This is a genomic window from Sphingobacterium cavernae (assembly GCF_008520265.1).
In the GTDB taxonomy this organism is placed as follows: Bacteria; Bacteroidota; Bacteroidia; order Sphingobacteriales; family Sphingobacteriaceae; genus Sphingobacterium; species Sphingobacterium cavernae.
In genome coordinates, this window is the sequence record NZ_VIQM01000097.1 from 1 (window position 1) to 23282 (window position 23282).

Below are 23282 nucleotides of genomic sequence, written 5' to 3' on the forward strand. Positions count from 1 at the left end.
TAGAAGGAAATTCTCTCCGTAAAGGAAAAATATAAGAGGTTTATAAGTTTTTTTTGATATAATTGCAGCATCTTAAAAGTGGCACAGTTTGACCGAAAACACTGGCACTATCCCTCCGAAATACCCACTCAACGACATGATTTAGAAGGAATTTTAAAACTATGGAAGAGACATAGATCTACTTTGGGATTGATGCCTCGAGATGCATTTGAGGAACACATAAAAAAGAAATGGATATTAATTTGTTTAAATGATCAAAATGATATAGTCGGTTATTTACAGTTTCGTTATACATATAGAACACAAACAGTCTCAATTGTTCATTTATGTGTATGTGAAAATCTAAGAGGAACTGGTATCGCTAAAAAGCTAGTCGATAATCTGGTTTTGTTATATAAAGATAAAGTCGCTGGAATTAAATTGAGCTGTCGAAGTGATTACCATCAGGCAATTAAATTTTGGACAAAATATAATTTTCAACCTAAACATGAAAAACCAAGTAGAGGTAATAATCCCGAAATTAAACTGATAACTTGGTGGTATAATTTTGGGAAGCCTGATTTATTTTCATCAATTAATTCAAACAAAATTTCTGTAGTAATCGATTTTAATATTATTTCTAAATTAAGGGATATACACTTCTATGAACACAATGATCCTGAAATAGAATTTTTAACCGAGGATTGGATAACAGAAGAATTTGAATTCAATATTACTTCTGAAACAATTAATGAAATATTTAGGGATGAGAATTTAGAAAGAAATAAAAAAAGTAGAGAATTTATTAAATCGTATAAAGAATTAAATTTAAATAAACTCGATGTCAGTCAGATTGCTGATGAACTTAAACATTTGTTTAGTGGAAATAGAAGAAATGATATATCTGATTGTAGACAAATTGCAGAAACAATTGTATCAAACATATCCTACTTCATTACGCTTGATAATGGTATATTAAGAAAATCTTCAATAATTGAAGAAAAGTATAACCTTAAAATCTTTCATCCTAAATCTTTTCCTTTATTAATTGATGAATTAAAAAATAGTCTTAATTACTACCCATCAAAATTATCTGCTGGTAATTTTTTCATAAACAAATTAACAACTAATGATTTAAATCATCTGAATTTCTTCATAGCATCAAAAGTTGAGAATAAAAGAGAGCTGCATGATAAAATTAAAGTTATTCAAAACAATAAGGGTATAGTTAATATTGTTAAAAATAAAGAAGAATATTATTCAATAATTGGATATTATAAATTGCAAAATAATTTAATTGTTGATTTATTACGAGTGATAAAAGATAAGTTATCTGACACAGTTATTATTCAAAATTTATATGAAATAATTAATTATGCGTCACAAAATAACATTTCATTTATTATAATTAATGACAATAATATACATAACTACAATTTATCGATTTTTGAACAATTAGGTTTTTTTAAAGTAGAAGAACAATTTATTAAAGCTTTAAATAACAAAATTTTAAAATATAATGATTTTTCAAAATATATGATTGAAATATGTAAAAAAATTCCACAATTAGAATCACTTCAATCAAAAATCACAACTTTTAATACAGATAGTAACCCTACGTGGTTACAGTATTATTTAGAAAAGAAATTCTGGCCTCTCAAATTAGATTTAAATTTTCTTCCAACATACATTATACCTATAAAACCTATATATGCTAGAGAACTATTCGATACAAATTCTGCTAAATCAACATTGTTTGGTTCATCACCAAAATTGATTTGGAATATTGAGAATGTATATTATAGAAATATCCACCCCAATATAGAAACTTTTCCTGCTAGAATTCTATGGTATGCAAGTTCTGACAATAATTCTGCTAGACAAAAATGCATTGTTGGTGTTTCTTATTTGGATGAAATAATTGTTGGATCGGCAAAAGAGTTGTTTAAAAAACACAAAAAATATGGAATTTTTGATTGGGATAAACATATAATGCCTCTTACTAAAGGTAATGAAAACAATGAAATTAAAATCTTAAAATTCAGTAATTCTGAATCTTTCAATAGGACTATAACTTATACTCAATTAATTAGATTATTAAAAGAACATAATTTTAAACATAATAATTTTGTCTCACCGGTTAAAATAAATTCTGATATATTTACACACATATATAATGAAACAAAACAGTAATTTAATGTCAAAATTTTTATTAATATCTATTCACGAAAAATTTGTCGATAAAATATTATCAGGAGAAAAAACAATAGAATTAAGAAAATCTAAACCAAATATTGCTCCAGGAGAATCATTAATCATATATACTACAAAACCAAAAAAAGCGATTACAGCTATAGCAGTAATTAATAATATTATATCCTTATCACCGCATGAAATGTGGGAAAAATATTCTGATAAGTTAGGCATAAGTAAAGACGATTTTGATTTGTATTACAAAAATTCAGGAAAGGCAATTGGTATAGAATTAATAAATGTCTATAAATTAGATGACGCAATCTTCCTAAATGCAATCAAAGCTATTTATCCAAATTTTTCTCCCCCTCAAACATTTAAATATTTAAATAAGTTTTCTACACTCAAAAATTTTCATAAAAAAAACTAAAAAAGCCAAGTAGGTTTAATCATTTTAAATGATCAAAACAAAACAACCTCCACAATAAATCTTTTTAAAGTTTATTGTGGAGGTTGGCGCCTACGGCAGGTAAAATAACTAACTATCAGACTTTTGATTTTCGAGTTGCTCTAATCTATACGCAGCTTTTAGATACATATTTTTCCAAATTTCCTTTTCTTCATAATGTACTTCTTCGGACTTAAGAATTTTGTCAATAGTTTCTATTTCTTTCATCCAGTTATTAAGAAGTAATGAGTCCATATCTAATTTACGTGCTAAAGATATAATAGTTTCTCCATCTTGAAATTTCTTATACAATTCCATTAATTTCATTATTTCCACTGGATGTTCTACTGTTTTTCTAGGTCTTCCCATTTTTTATATAATTTGTATTTATCTGGATTTTCTTTAAAATATTTATTGATTCTCCCTAATTCATATTGCCTTAAGTTATAGGTTTCTAACTTTTTAAGTTTTCTAGCTGTATCTGACAATTGAATTGATAGAAATCCAATTAATCCAAATGACAGAGCGATTAGAGCAATTGAAAACAAAAAAATACTATAAGGATTTCTCACTTTTTTCATTCGCCTTTCGATAGTAATCAAATCAGCTTCTACTTTTTTATAATCATCTTTAAATTGAGCTGATACCAACTGAAAATTATCATTCAAGATTTTAAGATTTTCTCCTTGTACGGTTGAATTAAAATCATCCTGAATTTTCTTTAATGCAGCATCAATAACTTTACAAACATTAACCTGATTATCTAATGACTTCTGCTCAATTGATTGTTTAGTATTGAAGATCTTAATAGATTGTTGTTTATGTAATTCTAAAACTTGATTTAATTCTTCAATAACTTTATTCTTATCAGCCTCGTCAGCACAAACTTGCTTGTGCAATTTATCTTCAAGTTGCTCTAATCGTTGTAAAATAGATTTTAGCAATTCCAGTAATTTTTCTTCCATAGCTTATCAATTTACCTTCTGTAATAGTTCTTTTTCTTTTTTTTCATCTTTTGATTCTCATCAGCTTGATCATTTGCACCAGCTCCAAAACTTCCTAGAATATTAAAAGCATTTCCAATACTCGTACTAAAAGACTTAGCTTCAGTCAGATCAATTTTATTTTCAACACCTTCTGATATTTGTTCTTTTGGCTTTTCTAACTCTAGCTTAATTTTATTCTGTTCAAGCGTGTTTAAAATAGTTTCTACTCTAAGATCTTTATCCAATTCTGAAAACTTAAATCCACCTTTCTTAGTTATATCTTCTAATTTGCTTGTTGCCTCCTTTTTATAATCAGTCGGAATAATTCTTCCACCAACATAACCGCTACTATTTTTTGTCAAATGAAGTTCATAGCCTCTTTTTAACAGGCCTTCTTTAAATTTATCAAGAGATGTATTTATGGGATTCCTTAGCTCTTCTCTGATAGCTTTTAAAGCGTGTTGCTTTTCTACTTTATTCAAATGCTTATTTATTTCTTTGGCATTATACCAACCCCTCTCTTTACAAATCTGATCATATGCTGCCTGCATTTTAAAAGCTAAAAACTTATCTGAATAAGTAGCTCCAGAACTAGAAATTCGATTTGCATAAATATGAGCATGCTTAGTTGTTCTTGATGAATGTAAGGCACATAAAAATTGATGTTCTTCTAGTTTTAACTTAGCTATAACATCTTGACACAGTTGTTGCCAATCGGATTCATTGAAATCTTTAGTATAGATTTTATGTGGACTTATGACAATACTCAATGCTAAGTTTTTTGTTGGATTGTTAGGTGTCATCATCTTAAACTCCCGAAACATTTCTGAACCATCCTTTCCAATAACCCCATTTCGTAAAAGCTCTACCGCTGTTCCTTTGTCATTCAAAAGATAATCCAGTCCTTGCGAACTTCCTTTAACAGCTTTAATTTTTCCAGTCATCGAATTTGATTTTTATAAATCACCTCTATTTTATAAATAGTATCTGCTATTTCTTCTCTTAATTTCATATCCAAATCATACTTCATATAATTAGAAATTCTTGAAAAAGCAGTTCGGAGATTTGCTATTTCCATCATCAGTTCTCTTTGTTCTTGACTCATTTTAGGAATTCTAGCTTTATAGAAAAGTAAATTTCTACCCAAATCAGACTTACTAATTTTTAACTTTTCAGACAGTTCGTTTAATCGTTCGAACTCAGATTTACGTAAACGTATACACCATCTAAAAGTCCTTTTATCCTCTGAAGTTCCCTCCTCATTTTTGAGCTTAGGTTCTTGTTTATTTTGCTTAATCAAGCGTTCTAATTCATCAAATAAATCATTCATAACAATTGAATTTTATACAACATTCTAGTTAATCCAATTCCGACAGTATGGAGGAATTGGCAAGAAGTCGATGGCAACTTATGTTTGCCACTCGACATATCTTGACCCTTCTAATCTTTAATATTTTCCAAGCAAGAAATCATTCAAATCCTTTCCTTTGAAAGTTGATCTGTAATCATAGAATTTTATTCCATGTTTTTCTGACTCCATCTTTAATAATGCTGTCGCTCTATCACCTGCTATATCAGCATCGAAAAAACCTATGGTTTGCTTTGGATTATCTCTTTGAAAAGGAATATTCTCAAAAGACATTTTTAGATTATTTACAGAATTTAGGACACAGTATTCATGCAGTAGTTCTTGATTCTCGTAGATCATCAGAAAAACTCAAAAAATCAAAAATTCCTTCAAAATATATACGACTTTGAGCACCTACGTTCCCAAAAATAGTATAACCTTGTTTAGTGACAGTTTTAAAATTCTTAGAGAACAAAACATATCCTTCTAAAAAATTTTTAGCACCTAAGCTCCAATATTCTTTATTTGAGTTACGCCATCGATATTGATATGTTTTCAAATATCTTGAAGCCATTTCGACATTAGAAATCCCCCTATCTTCGGTAAGGTATTTCAACAAATATGGCTGTCTTAAAACATCATAATCATTTAGAATAATTATACCCTCTTCTTCCTTTTTCTTTTCAATAGCTATAGAATTGCTTTGCTGTTGAAAAGAAAAAATACCCGAATTGAATCTATACACAATGTCATTTACAGTCAACTCTGGATATATCATTAAAATGAGGTCAATTAATGTACCACCTGTATTATTCAATGAATAATCTATCCAAAGGTTATTAGAAGATACTTTAAGACTTCCTGAACGTTGGTTTGGAGTTAAAAATGATTTATACATCCAATAGCCATTACACTTTCTCTCTGGGTAAACTGAAATTGATTCTAAGAATAATGGGATTGGTATCAAGTTAATCTCTTTTGTTTGCATTATTATTAAGATTGGACAATAAAGTCCGAGGTGATTCCACTAAATTTCGTGTAAATTAAATCCGCAAACAACTCATAATAAGCATCTTGCAATTTTTAATATTAATTCTATATAGATTCGGACCTCGGACTTATATTTTATATAATAGTTACACTCCATAAGTCCGAGATATTTTTATTTAAATAACAGATATAAATAATTATATTATAAATAGTTATGTTAAAAAACAACCTTGGACTTTCTCGGACTTTTTAGTCTATTTTATTTAACTTGTTCCTAATTGTCTTTTCAGACTTACCAAGAATTTTCGCTATCTCAACATTACTAAGCTTATGTTTTTTCGCTACTTTAATGAATATCTCCTCTTCATCTTGAGTAGAAATATTACCTACATTTAAAACATGATCTCTTTCCGCCCCTAATCCTGTATATTGAAGCTTTAAAAAACCATCCGATTTGTCAATTTCACACTCAATAACATTATCATCATGAAATTCAATAGGATTATTTCGGTTCTTTAGTTCTTTGATATATTTTGTTTTAGGAGACTTAAGAGAAGCTCCGATACAAAATGCCACATCACAGAAGTTAGCTAAAGCCTTTGATCCTGCCATATCTTCTATCCGTAAAGCTTTATAAAATTCACGTTTAGGAGTATGTGCAATGATCAAAATTGCTAATGAACCTATACGTGATAAATTTAGAATAGCTTTCATCAACGAATTTGCCTCCTTAGCCTTCTCATTTGATTCGGATAAATAAGTTATATTATCTATTATTACAACCCGTATATTACGTTTAATGACGATTTCAACAATTGATTGAATAATTAATGTTTCAATAGACTTATCACTATTAACTATTTTATCTGTATCAAGTTCAGCACGAATTAGCTTATCATCGAAACTAAATATTTGATTATTATCATCAGTATATCTTCTTTGAAAACTTTTGTTCGTGAGTTCACAATCAATAAATAAAACTCCATGCTTAGTACTTGAAAGACCTAAAATGTCTTTACCTGATGCTATACTATCTGCAATTTGTACCGCTAAAATAGACTTACCCTGACCAGTATCAGAAAAGAGTATTCCAACCTCTCCTTCAGACCAAATATTACCAAACAGAGGTTTAGGTATATCTATTTCAAGGCCTTTGGACAACCACTCATTAGCGGTTAAATCTTTTAAAATGTTATATTTAGAATTATTAGAGTATTTATCGTATAATTCTTGAAGCTTATTTTTATCCATAAAATATTAATTATGGAAACACAAGACAATTAGTTAAATTTGTCTGTATTTCAAGTAAATAAAAAAGATTTAAAAGTATTCAGTGTCCAGACTGAATACTTTTATTGTTTAATAAGATGTTGATTTTGACTCGCTAATTTGGTCAATTGCGACTTTGAATAGAATGGTCTTGTAAACTTATTAATTTGATAATAAGGTATTATATTCTTTTTGCGCCAGTTCAAAATGGTTTGTGGAGTTGTACCAAATAACTCAGCAACTTGTTTTAATCCAATACGATCTTCCTTTGTGGGTAATGTAATTTGAATTGGATTGTCAGATTGATTAAGGTTGTCATCACCTAGAACGACATTACCTTTCGATGTAAATTTGTTCATATTTTAAATGTTTTAAATCAGCAAACATTTGCTTGAACAAATTTTAAAAGATTTACATGTTTCAAAAAAAACTCAAATAAACAGCTGTGATACAATCGATTAATTGTTGCCGTAAATTAAGTTACTCATTTTATCTCTCGCAACCTTTAAAACAAATAGCTTTTCATCATCTTCTTTCTGTAATTTCGGATGTACCGTTGTCATCAACTGAACTTTTATTTTACTTTTTCTAATAATATTATCAGGTATATATAAGTCAAGTATTTCTATAAACTTACTTTTGCATCCACTTATAAATTTATTCTCATCTAATTCATATATCAAGGCTAAAAAATTAACAAGTACCTCTTCTCATCCTTAAACGACAGAATAATTTCCCTTCTTGCTAATTCTAAAGTAAAGAAGTCATACTTTGTATCGTAACTGGTAATATGATCCATGAAAACCTCTACATTACGACTATCTTTTATATATGGTTTGAAAAAGTTGTGAACATGAAATTTAAAAGTATCAAAGTCCATAAAATCTAATTCCTTGTTTAGAATATGTTTTTTATTCAAAAGTCCCAACACATCTTTATCAAATTCTAAAGGAATTTCTATGATCTTACGTATTTCATCTTTTGTTGCAAATAAATCGTTCTCATTATTTAAAGTACTTATATTATCAAAATTTCTTGTATTTAAATAGGGTATAAATTCATCACCTATAATATTGAAAACATGATCAAAAAGTGTATAAAATTTTAACTGCATTAATTCAAATGTGGGTAATTGATAATATCTTGATATAAAACTGCTAAATCTCTTTAAAGCCTCTTCTTTTTCATAGATTAGAAATAATCCAAAAGAATCTTTATAGGAATAAAAATCTTTCATATCACATTCAAGAATTATTAGCCTTTCTTTAATTCTATTATTAATATTAAATAGTATTTTATTTAGACATTTTTCTATAGAAGAAGTATTAGGAGATTTTGAGATGAATTTTTTCTTAGCCTTTAACAAAAAGAATATATATAAGCTTAAATTCAATTTACCCTCATATTCATCTAAATCTTTTATAACATCTTCAACAGAAGCATAATTCCAATTTGGTGGATATTCTTCTAATATGTATTTTAATCTTGAATCATGAACAGATAATGCATCTAACTCTAATAATTCATCAAATGAAAAACTTTCATAAACTATATAAGCTATGATTTCATAGTCTCTTTCATTTAACTCATCATTTCCAATTTGAGATACTAATTGCTCTACGGGCGAGAGTATATTAAAATTATTATAATACTTAGACACATTAGAACTATCTTTTCCTTCCATTATTTAAATAGTTTGTTTTTTTTATTTTAAATGTACGGAATATTTACGTACATTTGTATTAATAAATTATTTGTTATCATGGCAACAATAGCAACAGATCGTATTGATATCCGTATTAGTAAGGAGAACAAAGACCTTATTAAATATGCTGCTGAAATAAGTGGTTTTAAAACTGTTTCAGAGTTTATTGTTTCATTAGCAAAAAATGAAGCCAAGAGAATCATCGAAGAAGAAACTCGACTACTTAAGTCAATGGATGATAAAGTACTCTTTGTAGAAACTTTACTTAATCCTCCTACTCCAAATAAAGCTTTAAAATCAGCATTAGGTAATTATAACGATTTATTAAATTCATCAAATCCTAATGATTTCCACAGTTTTAGAAAAAAATCATAACCGCAAAAACTTCTCTTGTGGTATTGATGAATTAGACAATTATCTAAAACAATATGCAAATCAAGACATTAAAAAACGATTAGCTGTTTGTTATGTTATTGCAGATCAAGCCAATGAAGTAATCGGATATTATACGCTTTCTTCTAATAGTATAGACCTTTCAGACATTCCAGAAGATTTAGCAAAGTCATTAAAGTATGTTGAAATACCTGTTATCATAATAGGTCGCTTGGCAGTGCATAAAGATTACCAAGGAAATAAACTTGGGCAAACATTACTGATTGATGCTCTAAAACGTATCGTAGAAATAAGTGCACTTGTTGGAAATCACGCTGTCATTGTTGACCCTATTAATGATATTGCTACAAAATTCTATGCTAAACTTGGATTTGTACCTTTGAAAACTTCAAATCGAATGTTCTTACCACTAAAAACAATAATTGACTTATTTAAATAGAATAGGGATTAAGCTCCCTTATTCCATTTACTCATTTCATCAACTAAATACTTACTCTCTAGCTTCACATAACGTCTAAAGCTTCTTTCATCTTTATGATTGCTTATTGTTTTAACTACACGTTCTGGAATTCCTAATTCGAGAGATACTGAAATAAATGTTTTCCTCATCACGTGACTTGTTATTAATTCATACTTGTAAAATTCACGTTTTTCTGCATTAGCACCGCGATAACGAGTTAAAACTATTTTCTTATCCCATCCTAATATCTCACAACACCTTTTCAAATTATCGTTCAATTTTTGGCTCCTTAGTTTCGGGATTGGTTCGTAAATAGTTCCTTTATATAATTCAATCAACTCACTCAAATGATTATTTATTGGAACAATATGATTGAAAGTTTTTGTTTTTTGAATGGTTAGACTAATCAGTTCTTCTTCAATTATAGCTTCACTTACATCATATACATCACAATGCCTTAATCCAGTAAATGCACCGAAACAAAACATATCACGCGATCTATTTAAAGTACCATTCTTAAAGTCATAACGATAGAGCATCATTAATTCTTCATAAGTCAATCGAATGACTTCTATTTCATTTTCAATTCGTTTAAGCTCTTTAAAAGAAAGATTCGAATGGTAACCCCGACGAAGTCCCCAACTCATAAAAGTTTTTAAAACTGCAATGACACGGCTGTAATAGTTGTTCAAATACCCTTTGACATTAAAACAATAATCCATAAATGCTTCCTCAAATCTATAATCAATCTTATCAAAGCGAACAGGAAATTTAGAAAACTCTTTAAACTCAAAAATTTTATGCTTACAAGTGGTTATCTTCTTAATTGTACTTTCAGCTTTAGTCAATTTGCAAACATTAATATATTCATCAAATGCTTGAAAGAAATCAATAGCTACAGATTTATTATTAGACTCAAAACGTTCTAAAAACTGCTTTTCTGAAAATTCAATGCTATTGTACTTGAAGAACTCAAATATATTATCAACTTTATCCTTTATCTCAAAAAGTGTTTTATTCCATTCCTTATATTCCTTAGCAAAAGGATGACTTTTTGAATAAACGATTGTTTCAGTCTCTGAATCCCAGTCATCAATTCCAGACTTAACTTCTAAATTCTTACGAATTCTAATTTTCTCATGTTTCACTACCAATCTAATTGGTGCTAGTCCAATTTTTGACACTTTGTCTTTTCTAATTTCAAAATTACACCTCATTGTAACAAACTTTAATGTAGGGGGCAATATAGGGGGCAGAATTTCTATTAAAGTCTATTAAAATGGATTAAAGACTCTGAAAATAAATTCATAACAACCTGTATTTCAATACACTAAAGTATATTAAAATAAACTAAAAAATCAAATTAGAACAGTTGGGAGCACTGAAATCCTCACAGAAATGTGGGGATTTTTTGTTTTTAAACCTCTCCTATTCAGCTGTTTAATCCTGTTTAATCCGAAGTGAGCCTGTAAACACTCTGTTAATTAATTAATTAATTAATTAATGCTAATTACTAAAAAACATAATAAAAACCCTCTAATCTGGTTCAATCTTGGTTCACTTTTGGTTCACTTTTAGATTAAACGTAGAAATATTTGGACTTCATTCTTTACATCTATACCCCCATGTAAATTTTCGTGTCCAAATTTTATTGAGGATTAACTATCTTTAATTTTTAAATTATGAATCCGCTTATCAAATAATATTTTGTGCAAAGTTTACAATAAAATTGGTTCATTAACGACCTTAAAAGAAAGACTAGATTATTATAATATTACTGATTTCAAATCAGTAAGAGATATTATCAATTTTAAAAACTCATATGAAGAATTGAGGAACAGTGTACTAAGTCTTCATGAAAAAATTATATTAAAGGAAAAAGAGTCCCTAAATGCGGAATTACCATTTATTCAATCAAAAATAGATGAATTAAAAGATGCGACGATTAAAAAATTAACATTAGAAATAGAAATTCTAAATAATAATATTAAATCATTAGAGTCTATAATTCCTAATAACTTTATTAATCAGATTTCTAAAAATGTTTGATTATTAAATAAAAAAAGAAAGTTAAAATATAAGGAGAAAAACTTCTCAAATGAAGTATTACTGTCATATAAAAATTTACAAGAAGAGTATAAAAATAAATATGAGAGACTTTCTTTTATTGAGACAAATTTTGAAACTGCTATCAATCTAAGTGCTGTAAAAGATATAAACAATTTAAATAGAAAGAAGAATATAATATATGAACTGAATAATTATTTATATGGTGCAATTGGAGAACAGAAGGTCGTTAAAGAATTAGAAAATTTATCAGATGATTTCATTTTAATTAAGGGAGTGTAAAATAAACTGTGTCAATGGTTGAATTACCGCCCCGCGGGGCGGTAATTCAACCATTTTTCTTATTGCAAATCTAACACCATTCTTCCCGGAAACCAAATTGCTAATTTCTGTGCTGTTGTTCCCCAATTGGCCAGTGGCATCGTCCATTTCTTCTTAATGTTGTTATGTGCTAAATAAATCAATTTCAATAACGCTATATCGGAGGTGAATGCACCTTTAGTTTTGGTGACCTTACGCACTTGGCGATGAAATCCTTCGATCGTGTTAGTCGTGTAGATCAACTTTCGGATGGATTTATCGTATCGGAAATAGGTGGTCATAGGAATTAAATGTTATTGGACTTTTTTCAACCATTTTACGATTCCTCTATAAATCTTGTCAGCAGTCTGTTTATGGAATTTTTCGTCAAGTATGCGTTTCTCATCTTCTGGATTACTTAAGAAAGCGATTTCAACCAAACTATTCGGATATTCTGTTGGAGAATTTAGTAAAAAATTGAAATTACCAATCAATCCAAATTCATTCAATCCTAAATCTAACATTTCGTCTAAAATATATTTAGAGACTTCTCTACTCCCCATATGGTGGTAATATGTGCTTACGCCTTTCACCTCGGATCTAGATGATGCATTAAAATGTAAGCTGATAAGTAAGTCGGGTTTTACCTCTTTTAATTTAAGCACGCGATCTGTAGTAGAAATATCCACATCTTCGCTTCGGGTCAAATACACATTTTTCACACCCTTCTTGCGTAATAATCTTTCCAATTCTTTCGCAAACAACAAATTATATATTTTCTCCTCTGTACCATTTGAGCTAACAGCCCCTTTGGCACTCCCTCCATGACCAGCATCTATGGCAATAAATAGATTCTTTATACCTGATTTTGAGGGAGCATGTTTAACACATATTCGCAGAGACTTATTGCTATAATTAACGCTATAGCCCCAATTTTGAGTATCTTTCAAATCGATATGTATTCGGAAAACATCTTTCTCCAGCTGCTCACGGTAAACATTCTTGACTATCTGTGCATTTCTTAATTGAGTAATCCATGTAGTGTTTGAAACAGCTCCAAAAATATCAATAACGATTTTATTGGGTTCTACTAACTGAAAACTTCTATATGGAAGTCGATCAGGTAGCGCGACAGTCAGTACGTCATACTTTTCTTTGGCAGACAAATGCCAAGAACCAGTTAAAAAATTAGTAGTGACTTTAGCTTCTAACCCTTCAAAACCACGCTTAATAAAGCGTTTAGGGATATACGCTTGCCAATTTTCGGATAACTTGACTTTATATCTATTTTCTACTGAATCTATTACTACCAATCGCACTGCAGAATCGATAAAAGTCATTTTATCAGCTCCTAATCTAACTATACCATCACAATATTCCATATAAGGCAAGTCTCCAGTGGTTCTACCAATCCAAGGTTCTTGAGCGCTTGCCGGAAGTAATATCGAAACAAATAAAGCAATTGGAAAAATTGTAAACAAAATGGTTTTCATAGGTTTTAGATTTGAAATTCAATTCGAACATCTGTAAATCTTTAGTTTATGTGAATTCCTTTAAAATTCAATTCATTTCTTAGCACAAATGGTACTTGGTAAAGATAGATTTTTTATTGAAAATGATTTGTTTCTTGGATACATTTCAATTCATATTCATGAAGAGCAAACAAATCATTGTTAAATGATAAAATTCAATCGAAAAAACTTATAAAAGTTGCTGAATTTGACAACAATAAAAGACATACCCAAGCACACAAGCATAATGGCTATTTGGAGTTGGTATTGTAAGCAAATACCAGCGTCAGACAAGTCCAATTTCACAAAATTCTTTAAAAGACACGTGCTATTCACTCCGCAGGAATTTAAAAATATAAAGTTGTAATTGTTAAGTAGTTTTAATTTTCAGCCACTGTTTAGCTGATTCTGACGCAATTATTAACCCTGCTCCCATCATGATAATATCTTTCAACACCAAACGACCAGCTCCAGAAAGGTATGGAAAACCATAATGTGGCGTTGGATAATCACCTCCCAAATTGGGTACATATACTTCGGGAGTAGTAATCAAAAAAGAGAGCGTAACAATAGACATCCCGAATGTTAATATACCTCCCCAGAAACCAATTTTTGGCAACCAAATCCCAAGTAATACCAAAGTACCGATAATACAAATCACTAATCCCAAACCATACGAAAACACATAAGTTCCATTTTCAGTATGCCATTCTATATTTTTTTGTACAACTAAGCCTTCAGGATTCTTATGCAGGTTATATTCTTTCACCAAAACACCATCTTTGTTATAAGCCATAACATCTGTTTTTGAATAGAAAAAACTCATAAACGGGCTATTAATCACAAACGGCACTATCCCATCCGCCTCATATTGAAAAATTTTCAAGCCACCAATCCATGCCATCACGACAAATATTGCAATGCGCAAAAAATGAGTAAAAGAAATTGTAGAATATGCAAAAAACGTAAGTATAGATTTCATAAGTCCTAAATATAAGCTACGCTAAATTAGAACTTTCATGTGGCAGTATAAATGGACAAATAAAATCAATCTATGGACTTTTCAGCAATTTCTGCAATTCCAATTTCTTCTCTGAATCTTTTGGGAGAAACACCGACATGTTTTTTGAAAAATCTACTGAAATAGAAAACATCTTCAAATGCTAATATGAAAGCTATTTCTTTGATACTTTTATACGTAAGATGAAGTAGTTTTTTGGCTTCTAATATTAATCGTTCTTGAATTAAAACCAGAGGAGATTTGCCATATTCGAGTTTGACGCGCTTACTAAAACTATTCAAGTTCATCTTGTAATAATCAGCGTAGAACTGAACAGATCTCTGTTCAATAAAATTAGCATTAATCACATTGCGCAAATCAGCTAAAACAATACTGGACTTAGGAGCATAATCCTGTCTTTGTAGCAACATCTCCTTATTGCATAGTGCTAATATCAATTGCAAATACGCTTTCATGATAGAAAGATTATAAGACTCTTTCGCAACTTGAATACTTTGTATATGATTGAATAAAACATACGTTTCAGCAATGAAATTTGAGGATGTATCAATTAGAGGTCGTTCAAAAATATTGTTGAACAGCACACCATTACACGCCACTTCCTTCTTATGGTATTCTATGCAGTAAAAATCAGCATGAAACTGCAATACCTTTACCATAGAATTCGATGGTAATTCTATGTTTAGTAATTGATAAGGTGTTAAAAATAAGACCGTAAAATCTGCAGTTTTGTATGCTACTAAATTGATAGAAATGGATTTTACATGCTTTAATAAAATAACATAATAATAAGGATCATTCAGCTTAATATGTCCAACAGAAGAATCGTAATCGTAAATCCTTATACTTTTGTGCATGGAATATTCTTGAATTAAATTATGATTTTTCGAAAAGATAAGCATTAAAACTATTTCTCCCCAAATTCACTTTTGGAAATTTAATCAAGTCAGCTAATTTCTTGTGATGATATTGAGATTTATTAAAAATACATTTTCTCATAAATTTAATTTATTATAGTGTAGATGTCTTTAGAATGATATTCTAAGATTGTTCCTTTTAATTTTACTTGTTGTGCCTAGACACTATTAAAAGCACAAAATAGGAATAGAATAAAGTATGTCTTTTTCAAAATATTCTAGAATTTTACCCATTGTAATAGGCTTTTATACATCCAAATTAATATCGCGAATTATACCACATTATATTCAAATCAACCACACAAACAATTAATTGCTGGAAAATTATACATTTAGTATAGCTAATCACTATTTTTTGTTTTTAAATTGTTACTATGTATTTTCGAATTATAGAATAAATTGAAGTAATTTAATTACTTCAATTAAGCAGATTCTTACTATTCAATTTCTACTATGAAACCTTTATTTAGGAAAGTACCGTCACAATTCGAAAACTCATTTGTAGCACGTCATGATATAATGCCAAACTTCGGCAATGTCTGGCATTACCACGAAGAAATAGAATTACACTATACTATTAAAGGCCACGGAATTCGATTTATAGGTGACAACATCAGCAAGTTCGAGCCGGATGAAATAATTTTAGTCGGTAGTATGCTATCTCACGCTTGGCGTTGTAATGAGGAATATTATAACAATGACCCCAATTTTCAAGTAGAAGCTATTGTTATTCAGTTTCATCCAGATTTTTTAGGCAAGCAGTTTTTGTCGATGCCAGAGATGTATTTGATTCCTCATCTGTATGAGATATCCAAAAAAGGGATGGTCATCAAAGGTGAAAATAAAACGAAAATAGCTAATCTTATGCGCCAATGTGTGCACGAGGAGGGAATGGATAAAATTATCACATTTCTATCTATATTAAAATTATTAGCTGAAAATCAAGATTATGAGACATTAGTGAATGTTCAAAGCACATATAATCCAGGCAATGAGACAGACAATAAACGTTTGAATGATGTGTTGAATTATACGTATGCCAATTACCGTAAAGATCTTAATTTAGAGGATGTAGCTAATATGGCACACCTGAGTGTGACTTCATTTTGTCGCTATTTTAAATCCATGACAAAGAAAACATACAATGATTTTCTAATTGAAATTCGCATAAGTCATGCCTGTCGACTATTAGTGGAAAATCTTTTACCAACTGAAGTCATTTGTTTTGAATGCGGTTTTAACAATGTATCCAACTTTTATAGACATTTTAAAAGAGTAACCAATTTGACTCCAATGGAATACAAGAAAAAATACTTGGTGCGATCTAAAATAACAGTATAAAAATATATGATGACAAACTAATGCCTCTAAATAGCATTAGTTTGTCTACTGCTTTTATTTTACTTCTAGGTAATCAAGCATCACACCAGAAGCATCCTCCGAATACAATTTTACGATGTAAGTTCCTGCATTAATCATAGTAGTTGTATTTTCATTGAGATAATTCCATTTACCTTCACGAGTTGGATCAAATAAAACTTCTGTCTTTGCTTTTAGAACTGTACCATCTGGATATACTAATTCATAATAGCCCTTTTTAGATTCTTTAAATGGATTATGATATTTAAATGTTAAAGCATATACATCAGCCGCACCAACTTGAAATGTCCAACCAATCATGCTCTGACTAGTATCCAAAAATTTCATTCTATCTTGGTCGTTAAAGTGAACTTTTGATACATTTTTAAAAACATTACTCTCGCTTGCTTTATAAATTGAAGGTTTCTTAAGATCATATGCCGGTTGAATTCCACTCAGTCTTTGATAGGCAACAAATTCAACACCTTGTTTATTCGCCAATATAAAATTTTCATTTGGAGCTAGCATTTTTCGATTTACTGCAAACTTAACTCCTAGATTATTTCTTACAGAATCCCCTGTATTTTCAAAATCTTTCGGTTGATTATTCGTAATCAAATATAAATTTGTAGCATATTTGAAAGCAAGCGTTATTTGCTTTCGCACATCAACAGAATTTGGTACAAAATAATCGCTTCCGTACAAACTAGGTGCTAAATCATTAATAAATTTTTGTTTCTCCAAATCATACACAGTTCCAATATCCAAAGCCGAATTAATTTTCAAATCCTTTGCTGAGTTCACAAGAATATTGTAAGGTTCATCAACTATGGGAGTCAATTTCTGTTCCAAAGCACCAATAGCGATTGCATTAATTATAGCCTGCCCTACAGATACTTTAGGAAACTTGATGACCAGCTTTCCGTTGTTCACTTTCACATGATATGTTCTTTTTAGAGCGGTATCATGACCTGCTGATTTCCATAAATCTAGATTTTTCTCAACAGTTTGGTTATTTATACTAATATCAAATAATCTTCTTCCCGAAGCATCTGCTGCACCACCAGTTCCAATCCAAGGTTCAGAGAAATACAACTCTATTTCGTATTCTCCATTCGGTATATGAAAAGTATAACCTAATTTATGCAATCCATATCGGAATGTTTGGAATATTGGCCAATCTGCCGTCCCTTTGATAGGATCAAATACTCGACGTTGACTTGCAAATAATGGATTAATTTCTTCGAAAGAATCTGTCCAAGTGTGCGATCCCCAATTTCCAGCATCGTAATGCTTATCAGCTAACCATTTTTGACCAAATGAATCCGTATAATTATCTCCTCCACAATTAATTCGATAGAGATAATTTAAGTTTTTATTTGCTTTAAGTAAAGTTGATTTACGGTCTATTAATCTAGCATAATTAGGACTTTGCGGCAAGTTGAACAAGACTATAGTATCTCGTGCAACAATTTTATTGGCTATTCTTCCTACAGCATACAGTACATTATACTTCACATCCACTTGATTAAATTGAAAGTGTGTGCCGATTTTTCCTTTTGCTTGTTTGCCAAGGGATATGTTATCGATATCATTATACAGTTCCACTTCATCACAGTTAGAATATATGCGAATATCGTTCTTAATACCCGGCTCGAGCCATCTATTAGGCCACGTGTGAGAAGCGATGTAAATCATGGGATCCGACTTCGGCGCATAGTTCGCTCTATACATAAAATAGGCATCTGTTGGTTCTAACCAAGGTGTCAAAAGACCTTTGTAATTGACAGGGCCAATCTTGTCCATATCCCTAAAGCCTTCACCACCTTGTACTCTACCAGGATTATCATGTGATGTCCACAACCAATGGTAGTGACCAACAATTTCTTTTTTGACAGAATCTGCAAGCCTAATTTTTGTCTCTAATATCTCTGTGAAACGTCCTTCTGAATAAACATTATCATTGGGTAGATACGGTTGTTCAGCATGGAGTTCTAATGTTCGCCAAGCTCCAAATTCTCCGACAAGTTTCTGTCTTTTTAAATCTTCTCCATATGTATTATGATGGCCTCCATACGTTCCAGTCCAGTTTTGAGGAACATCCCAATCCGTACCTTTACCACCATTGCATGTTGTTACCAAACGTTGAATAGATGCCGTAGGATCTAACTGCCGAATAATTTCTGTGCATTCTTTCGCAAAATATTCTGGAAGTTTACTTTCATTTTGTATACCCCATAAAAAAACCGATGGACTATTTCGTCTTTCTTTGACCCATTGAATTAATAGTCTCTTGAAATTTTCTTTAAAACTCGGGTTGTCAAACCAAATGTGTGCAGACATCTGTGTCCAAAGTAGCATGCCAGATTTGTCCCAATAATCCTGATATCTCAAATTATGTGGTTGATGTGCATCACGAAAGGAGTTAAAACCTAATGATTTCATCTCGCTAGCACGTGCATATACTTCTTCATCTGTAAAGGCATGCGAATTGCCAAACTTGTGTTCATACTCTGCAATCCCATTTATAAAAACAGGTTTGTCATTTAAATAAACTCTACTATATCCTTCTCCTTCCGTATTCTTGGTCCATGTAATTTTCCGAATACCATAATTTGTAATCTGCTGGTCTACAACCTTACCATTTTGTATGATAGAAGTTTCTAATGCATACAAATTGGGTTGTTCAATAGACCAAATTTTTGGATTGCGAACCTGTAGATCAGATAATGAAAATACTTTTGTTTCATTAGCAGGTAATTCTAAATTGTTTTGTGAACTAAAAATCAGTTTATTTTGTAGATCCAAAACCTTTGTTCGAACAGTAATATTTTCTGTTGCATTCGTACTGTTAACAAGTTCTACAGTTTGCTTGATGATAGCCTTTTCTTTTGAAATATTTGTCTCATTCCAATAATGTGTTCCAAAAGGAGCTATATTAATAGCACTTTTAATGATTAATGATACAGGTCTAAATATACCTAATGGTTGTGAACCTTCAGAAAATCCTCGTTCAGTCGATGAACCTCCATCTACCCAAGGCAAATCTCTAATATTCAAAGGATGTTCAGCTTTTACCACAAGTATATTTTCTTTTTTATCTTTTCGAATTGCTTGACTCACATCTAATGTAAATGTTGTGCGTCCTCCTGCATGACTGCCGACATTTACACCATTTAACCATACTGTAGCGTACGAACCTACTCCTTCAAAGAATAAATAGAATCTCTTTTGAGAAGCTACAGGAGGCGTTACAAAAGCCTTACTGTACCAAGCTGTAGTGTGAAGATTACCGTGAAATAATCGTCTGTAACCAAAATAATCATCCCAATTGTGTGGAACGGATACAGATGTCCAATTCTTTTTAATTGATGGTTGAAGTGTCGTAACAACTTCAGCATTCAAGGAATGATTGCTATCCAAAGTTGTTTTCCATTCTTCATTTAAGGACTTTACAATTCTTATTTCCTGAGCCTTACAAAACAGGCAACTTGACACAAAAAATATTGTGCACATAAATATCTTCAAAAACATTAGCGGTTACTTTATAAGTGTAAGGTTAGCGTCAAATATGTAGGTATTTCCTTTTTCAGTATTGTATACTTTTTCTATTGTGTTATGTTTTAAATTAAGCACATTACCCGCAATTGACTTAACTTTTAAACTTTTGATTTTGCTGTTTTCCCACTTGAAATCTATTATGAAACCACCTCTAGCTTTCACGCCCTTTATCTCGCCAAAAGCAAAATCTTTGGACAAAGCCGGCAGTAAATGAATATATTTTGTATGACTTTGTATCATCATTTCAATAATTCCCGCTGCCCCACCAAAATTTCCATCAATTTGGAATGGTGGATGTGCATCGAATAAATTCGGGTATGATCCCCCATTCTTGTCCGCTGGACGAAGAAGCATTTTGACCAAGTCGAGACTTTTCTGCTCGTTTAATAGTCGAGCCCAAAAGTTTATTTTCCATGCTAAGCTCCATCCAGTTCCCTCGTCCCCGCGATAAATCAATGATTGTTTGGCTGCATTCCATAATTCAGGAGTTTCCAACCAATTGATTTCATTACCTGGATGCAAAGCCCACAAATGTGAAATATGACGGTGCTTATTCTTCTCGTCATCCACATCTTCAATCCATTCTTGCAGTTGCCCATATCTACCTATTTTATCTTTAGCTATTTTTGGCAATAATATTTGAATGGAATCTCTTAAGTCCGGATCTACGTTTAGGATTGCAGAAGTATTCGTATAAATCCGAAATAAATTTCTTACCAGCTGGCTATCCATTGCTGGTCCAATTACTAATCCCCCATGCTCGGGAGAATTGGAAGGATTCGTCACTAATTCAGCTGTTTTATGATGTGGTGTTAAAAAGTCTTTGAAGAACAAAGTAGCACCTTTAATAACATCATAATTCTCTTTCAAAATCGTCGGGTCTTGATTGTATAAATAGCTTTCCCAAATATGCTGCACTAACCAAGCACCTCCTGTCGGCCATATACCGTGGTTGGAATTATTTATGGGTGCAGTTCCTCGCCAAATGTCTGTATTATGGTGCAACACCCATCCTCGGGCATTATAATAATTCTTGGCCGTTTCTTTTCCTTTTTCGCTGACTTCGCGAATCAATTTGAAAAGTGGCTGATGAAGATTGCTTAGATTTAATACTTCCGTAGGCCAGTAATTCATTTCCAAATTGATATTAGTCGTATATTTACTATCCCAAGATGGTTCAAGAAGATGATTCCAAATACCTTGCAAATTTGCAGGCTGGGTCCCTTCCCTGGAACTAGCTATCAATAAATATCTACCAAACTGTACATATAGAGCCGCAAAAGATGGATCCACTTCTTTAGCAAAGTCTCGTAATCGTTGATCCGTTTCTTTTGCACTTTGCTTACCTAAATGAATGCTAAAGCCATCAAATAAAGTTTTATAATCTTTTTGATGACCTTGTCTTACATCCTCAAAAGACGTGCTTTGAACGTTCTTTAGAAAGTCAATTGCTTTATCGAAAGAATTAGCTGAAAATTTATCGTAGCTCTCAAAATTTGTCGCTGCCGTTAGATAAAGTGTTGCGGTATTAGCTTCTTTAACTCTTAATTTATTGCCTTGTGTAGATATGCTACCTCCTTCAATCTTGACATGTAAAATAGCGTCGCCTTGTAATACTCCGTTCTTCACTCGCACTTTTAAATTGATAGTTTGCTTATCAATTAATTTAATTTGCTGTTGCTCGTGCTTGCTTGATAATTCTACATCAAAAGACAATTGTCCTGATTTATCCGCTTCGTATTTAATCGCTAACGCATTATGCGGAAAACTCGCTAAATAAGTTCTTCGATATAATGTATTATTATACGTATAAACAACTTTTGCTTCTGCACTTGCGAGGTTCAAAGTGCGTTCATAATTCGTTATTTTTTTGTGCGGGAAAATCACTTTAATATCTCCAAAGGGTTGGTAAGCCGCTTGAAATTTACCTGTCATCGGACTATTGCTATCTTGAATAAAATACTTCCAGTCCCCATTTAAAACAATTTTCTCTTGGTTATTCTTTAGACTAATCTTGTTCGAGGTGTCTTTGTACCCCGCAATACCGCCCTTACCTTGAAGATTTATAACTTGTATAGCAATAATATTTTTACCTTCTCGAAGTAATCCTTTGGGAATTTTGTAATTCCTTATTTTATCAAAATTATCTTGAGATCCCATCAAAACCCCGTTAACATAGGTATAATCTATGTCGCGAACTTTATTAAGATCTAAAATCCAATCCTTTTTACTTTGATTTTTGGACAATGTAATTTCTTTCCTAAACCAAACAACACCATCAATAGCTTCTAATCCAACTGTTTCCCAACCTTCATAAGAGGGAACTTTTAGCGTTTTCCAAAGCTTATCATTAAAGTTATAGGTTGAAGGATTTCTTTTTTCTTCTCGAGTCTTTTTAATTTTTTCTAGCCATTGGTTTACATCTCCTTGCGCACTTTTCTCTCCCATAAACTTGTCCATAGCAAGCTTTTCCGCTTTAGACTGCTCGCCACTTACTAATAGTCGTCGTATGCTATCTAAGTAAGTATAGGCTCCAGGTTTATTGTAATTTCTCGGCCCATTCGTCCAAAGTGTTTCTTCATTGAATTGAATGTGATCTTCTTCTACACCACCAAATACCATAGCACCTACCCTACCGTTACCGATAGGTAGTGCCTCTTCCCATATCTGCGCTGGCTTATGATATCTTAAAACGAGGTCACCCTGTCCATACACTGATAGAGCATGAAAAAAAATAATACTTAAAAGATAGAAAGACCTAGAAAAAATAAACAT

21 protein-coding genes and 1 pseudogene are annotated in these 23282 nt (G+C 31.1%); 6 read left to right on the forward strand and 16 right to left on the reverse strand.

Annotated elements, in window-relative coordinates; all coding sequences use genetic code 11:
* The first annotated feature begins 78 nt into the window (after positions 1 to 78).
* A complete protein-coding gene (locus tag FLS47_RS16240) occupies positions 79 to 2172 on the forward strand; it encodes a GNAT family N-acetyltransferase (RefSeq protein ID WP_188347465.1) in 2094 nt (697 codons plus the stop codon).
* Positions 2156 to 2602, forward strand: coding sequence for an ASCH domain-containing protein (locus FLS47_RS16245; protein WP_149915377.1), 447 nt, complete (start codon positions 2156 to 2158; stop codon positions 2600 to 2602). The genes FLS47_RS16240 and FLS47_RS16245 overlap by 17 nt, the downstream gene beginning before the upstream one ends.
* A 108-nt stretch (positions 2603 to 2710) precedes the next feature.
* Here FLS47_RS16245 and FLS47_RS16250 read toward each other — a convergent pair whose 3' ends face one another.
* The 9 genes from FLS47_RS16250 to FLS47_RS16290 form a co-directional block, all read right to left on the reverse strand.
* Positions 2711 to 2989 (reverse strand): hypothetical protein, encoded by a 279-nt coding sequence (locus FLS47_RS16250; protein ID WP_149915378.1) that lies wholly within the window; start codon positions 2987 to 2989, stop codon positions 2711 to 2713.
* A complete protein-coding gene (locus FLS47_RS16255; RefSeq protein WP_149915379.1) occupies positions 2965 to 3585 on the reverse strand; it encodes a hypothetical protein in 621 nt (206 codons plus the stop codon). The genes FLS47_RS16250 and FLS47_RS16255 overlap by 25 nt, the downstream gene beginning before the upstream one ends.
* 11 nt (positions 3586 to 3596) lie before the next feature.
* Positions 3597 to 4550 carry a relaxase/mobilization nuclease domain-containing protein gene (locus FLS47_RS16260; RefSeq protein ID WP_149915380.1) on the reverse strand — a complete coding sequence of 318 codons (954 nt, stop codon included), beginning with the start codon at positions 4548 to 4550 and terminating at the stop codon, positions 3597 to 3599.
* Entirely contained in the window at positions 4547 to 4936 is a 390-nt protein-coding gene (locus FLS47_RS16265; RefSeq protein WP_149915381.1) for a hypothetical protein, read from the reverse strand. Before FLS47_RS16265 ends, FLS47_RS16260 begins: the two co-directional genes overlap by 4 nt.
* A gap of 117 nt (positions 4937 to 5053) precedes the next feature.
* Positions 5054 to 5248: a toprim domain-containing protein gene (locus tag FLS47_RS16270; protein WP_188347466.1), complete on the reverse strand. Its 195-nt coding sequence runs from the start codon at positions 5246 to 5248 to the stop codon at positions 5054 to 5056.
* A 34-nt stretch (positions 5249 to 5282) separates the two neighbouring features.
* Positions 5283 to 5942 (reverse strand): hypothetical protein, encoded by a 660-nt coding sequence (locus FLS47_RS16275; protein WP_149915383.1) that lies wholly within the window; start codon positions 5940 to 5942, stop codon positions 5283 to 5285.
* Between the two features lie 251 nt (positions 5943 to 6193).
* Positions 6194 to 7195, reverse strand: coding sequence for an AAA family ATPase (locus tag FLS47_RS16280; protein ID WP_149915384.1), 1002 nt, complete (start codon positions 7193 to 7195; stop codon positions 6194 to 6196).
* Positions 7196 to 7296: 101 nt separating this feature from the next.
* Complete coding sequence (locus tag FLS47_RS16285) at positions 7297 to 7572, reverse strand: helix-turn-helix domain-containing protein (RefSeq protein WP_149915385.1); 276 nt, start codon at positions 7570 to 7572, stop codon at positions 7297 to 7299.
* A gap of 326 nt (positions 7573 to 7898) precedes the next feature.
* Positions 7899 to 8897, reverse strand: coding sequence for a hypothetical protein (locus FLS47_RS16290; protein WP_149915386.1), 999 nt, complete (start codon positions 8895 to 8897; stop codon positions 7899 to 7901).
* Between the two features lie 78 nt (positions 8898 to 8975).
* Between FLS47_RS16290 and FLS47_RS16295 the strand changes: the two genes are divergently transcribed.
* Positions 8976 to 9293 carry a type II toxin-antitoxin system TacA family antitoxin gene (locus FLS47_RS16295; RefSeq protein ID WP_149915387.1) on the forward strand — a complete coding sequence of 106 codons (318 nt, stop codon included), beginning with the start codon at positions 8976 to 8978 and terminating at the stop codon, positions 9291 to 9293.
* Positions 9262 to 9750, forward strand: coding sequence for a GNAT family N-acetyltransferase (locus FLS47_RS16300; protein ID WP_149915388.1), 489 nt, complete (start codon positions 9262 to 9264; stop codon positions 9748 to 9750). Before FLS47_RS16295 ends, FLS47_RS16300 begins: the two co-directional genes overlap by 32 nt.
* Before the next feature lie 8 nt (positions 9751 to 9758).
* On the opposite strand, the gene FLS47_RS16305 is transcribed toward FLS47_RS16300, so the two are convergent.
* The gene (locus FLS47_RS16305) at positions 9759 to 10955 is read right to left on the reverse strand and encodes a tyrosine-type recombinase/integrase (RefSeq protein ID WP_188347467.1); all 1197 of its coding nucleotides are present in this window, start codon (positions 10953 to 10955) and stop codon (positions 9759 to 9761) included.
* Between the two features lie 523 nt (positions 10956 to 11478).
* Here FLS47_RS16305 and FLS47_RS16310 point away from each other — a divergent pair.
* Positions 11479 to 11820, forward strand: coding sequence for a hypothetical protein (locus FLS47_RS16310; RefSeq protein ID WP_149915390.1), 342 nt, complete (start codon positions 11479 to 11481; stop codon positions 11818 to 11820).
* A gap of 359 nt (positions 11821 to 12179) precedes the next feature.
* On the opposite strand, the pseudogene FLS47_RS16315 reads toward FLS47_RS16310, so the two are convergent.
* From FLS47_RS16315 to FLS47_RS16330, 4 genes and pseudogenes are all read right to left on the reverse strand, one after another.
* Positions 12180 to 12440: pseudogene (locus tag FLS47_RS16315) on the reverse strand (transposase); the annotation flags it as partial.
* 12 nt (positions 12441 to 12452) lie between these two features.
* Complete coding sequence (locus FLS47_RS16320; protein WP_149915391.1) at positions 12453 to 13631, reverse strand: N-acetylmuramoyl-L-alanine amidase; 1179 nt, start codon at positions 13629 to 13631, stop codon at positions 12453 to 12455.
* Positions 13632 to 14019: 388 nt separating this feature from the next.
* The gene (locus FLS47_RS16325) at positions 14020 to 14631 is read right to left on the reverse strand and encodes a DUF417 family protein (protein ID WP_149915392.1); all 612 of its coding nucleotides are present in this window, start codon (positions 14629 to 14631) and stop codon (positions 14020 to 14022) included.
* 65 nt (positions 14632 to 14696) lie between these two features.
* Entirely contained in the window at positions 14697 to 15527 is an 831-nt protein-coding gene (locus FLS47_RS16330; RefSeq protein ID WP_149915393.1) for a helix-turn-helix domain-containing protein, read from the reverse strand.
* 513 nt (positions 15528 to 16040) lie between these two features.
* Between FLS47_RS16330 and FLS47_RS16335 the strand changes: the two genes are divergently transcribed.
* Entirely contained in the window at positions 16041 to 16928 is an 888-nt protein-coding gene (locus tag FLS47_RS16335; protein WP_149915394.1) for an AraC family transcriptional regulator, read from the forward strand.
* A 54-nt stretch (positions 16929 to 16982) separates the two neighbouring features.
* Here the strand turns inward: FLS47_RS16335 and FLS47_RS16340 are convergent, their stop codons facing one another.
* Positions 16983 to 20444 carry a malectin domain-containing carbohydrate-binding protein gene (locus tag FLS47_RS16340; RefSeq protein WP_223225383.1) on the reverse strand — a complete coding sequence of 1154 codons (3462 nt, stop codon included), beginning with the start codon at positions 20442 to 20444 and terminating at the stop codon, positions 16983 to 16985.
* A gap of 42 nt (positions 20445 to 20486) precedes the next feature.
* On the reverse strand, positions 20487 to 23282 hold the full coding sequence (locus FLS47_RS16345) for a glycoside hydrolase family 95 protein (RefSeq protein WP_149915396.1): 2796 nt from the start codon (positions 23280 to 23282) through the stop codon (positions 20487 to 20489).

What these genes read in the sequence shown, in the direction of transcription:
- FLS47_RS16290 (WP_149915386.1), bottom strand. Translation starts at nt 8,897, where the DNA reads ATGGAAGGAAAAGATAGTTCTAATGTGTCTAAGTATTATAATAATTTT.
- FLS47_RS16255 (WP_149915379.1), bottom strand. Translation starts at nt 3,585, where the DNA reads ATGGAAGAAAAATTACTGGAATTGCTAAAATCTATTTTACAACGATTA.
- FLS47_RS16250 (WP_149915378.1), bottom strand. Translation starts at nt 2,989, where the DNA reads ATGGGAAGACCTAGAAAAACAGTAGAACATCCAGTGGAAATAATGAAA.
- FLS47_RS16280 (WP_149915384.1), bottom strand. Translation starts at nt 7,195, where the DNA reads ATGGATAAAAATAAGCTTCAAGAATTATACGATAAATACTCTAATAAT.
- FLS47_RS16300 (WP_149915388.1), top strand. Translation starts at nt 9,262, where the DNA reads ATGATTTCCACAGTTTTAGAAAAAAATCATAACCGCAAAAACTTCTCT.
- FLS47_RS16265 (WP_149915381.1), bottom strand. Translation starts at nt 4,936, where the DNA reads ATGAATGATTTATTTGATGAATTAGAACGCTTGATTAAGCAAAATAAA.
- FLS47_RS16330 (WP_149915393.1), bottom strand. Translation starts at nt 15,527, where the DNA reads ATGCACAAAAGTATAAGGATTTACGATTACGATTCTTCTGTTGGACAT.
- FLS47_RS16270 (WP_188347466.1), bottom strand. Translation starts at nt 5,248, where the DNA reads ATGTCTTTTGAGAATATTCCTTTTCAAAGAGATAATCCAAAGCAAACC.
- FLS47_RS16275 (WP_149915383.1), bottom strand. Translation starts at nt 5,942, where the DNA reads ATGCAAACAAAAGAGATTAACTTGATACCAATCCCATTATTCTTAGAA.
- FLS47_RS16335 (WP_149915394.1), top strand. Translation starts at nt 16,041, where the DNA reads ATGAAACCTTTATTTAGGAAAGTACCGTCACAATTCGAAAACTCATTT.
- FLS47_RS16245 (WP_149915377.1), top strand. Translation starts at nt 2,156, where the DNA reads ATGAAACAAAACAGTAATTTAATGTCAAAATTTTTATTAATATCTATT.
- FLS47_RS16285 (WP_149915385.1), bottom strand. Translation starts at nt 7,572, where the DNA reads ATGAACAAATTTACATCGAAAGGTAATGTCGTTCTAGGTGATGACAAC.
- FLS47_RS16320 (WP_149915391.1), bottom strand. Translation starts at nt 13,631, where the DNA reads ATGAAAACCATTTTGTTTACAATTTTTCCAATTGCTTTATTTGTTTCG.
- FLS47_RS16260 (WP_149915380.1), bottom strand. Translation starts at nt 4,550, where the DNA reads ATGACTGGAAAAATTAAAGCTGTTAAAGGAAGTTCGCAAGGACTGGAT.
- FLS47_RS16295 (WP_149915387.1), top strand. Translation starts at nt 8,976, where the DNA reads ATGGCAACAATAGCAACAGATCGTATTGATATCCGTATTAGTAAGGAG.
- FLS47_RS16325 (WP_149915392.1), bottom strand. Translation starts at nt 14,631, where the DNA reads ATGAAATCTATACTTACGTTTTTTGCATATTCTACAATTTCTTTTACT.
- FLS47_RS16345 (WP_149915396.1), bottom strand. Translation starts at nt 23,282, where the DNA reads ATGTTTATTTTTTCTAGGTCTTTCTATCTTTTAAGTATTATTTTTTTT.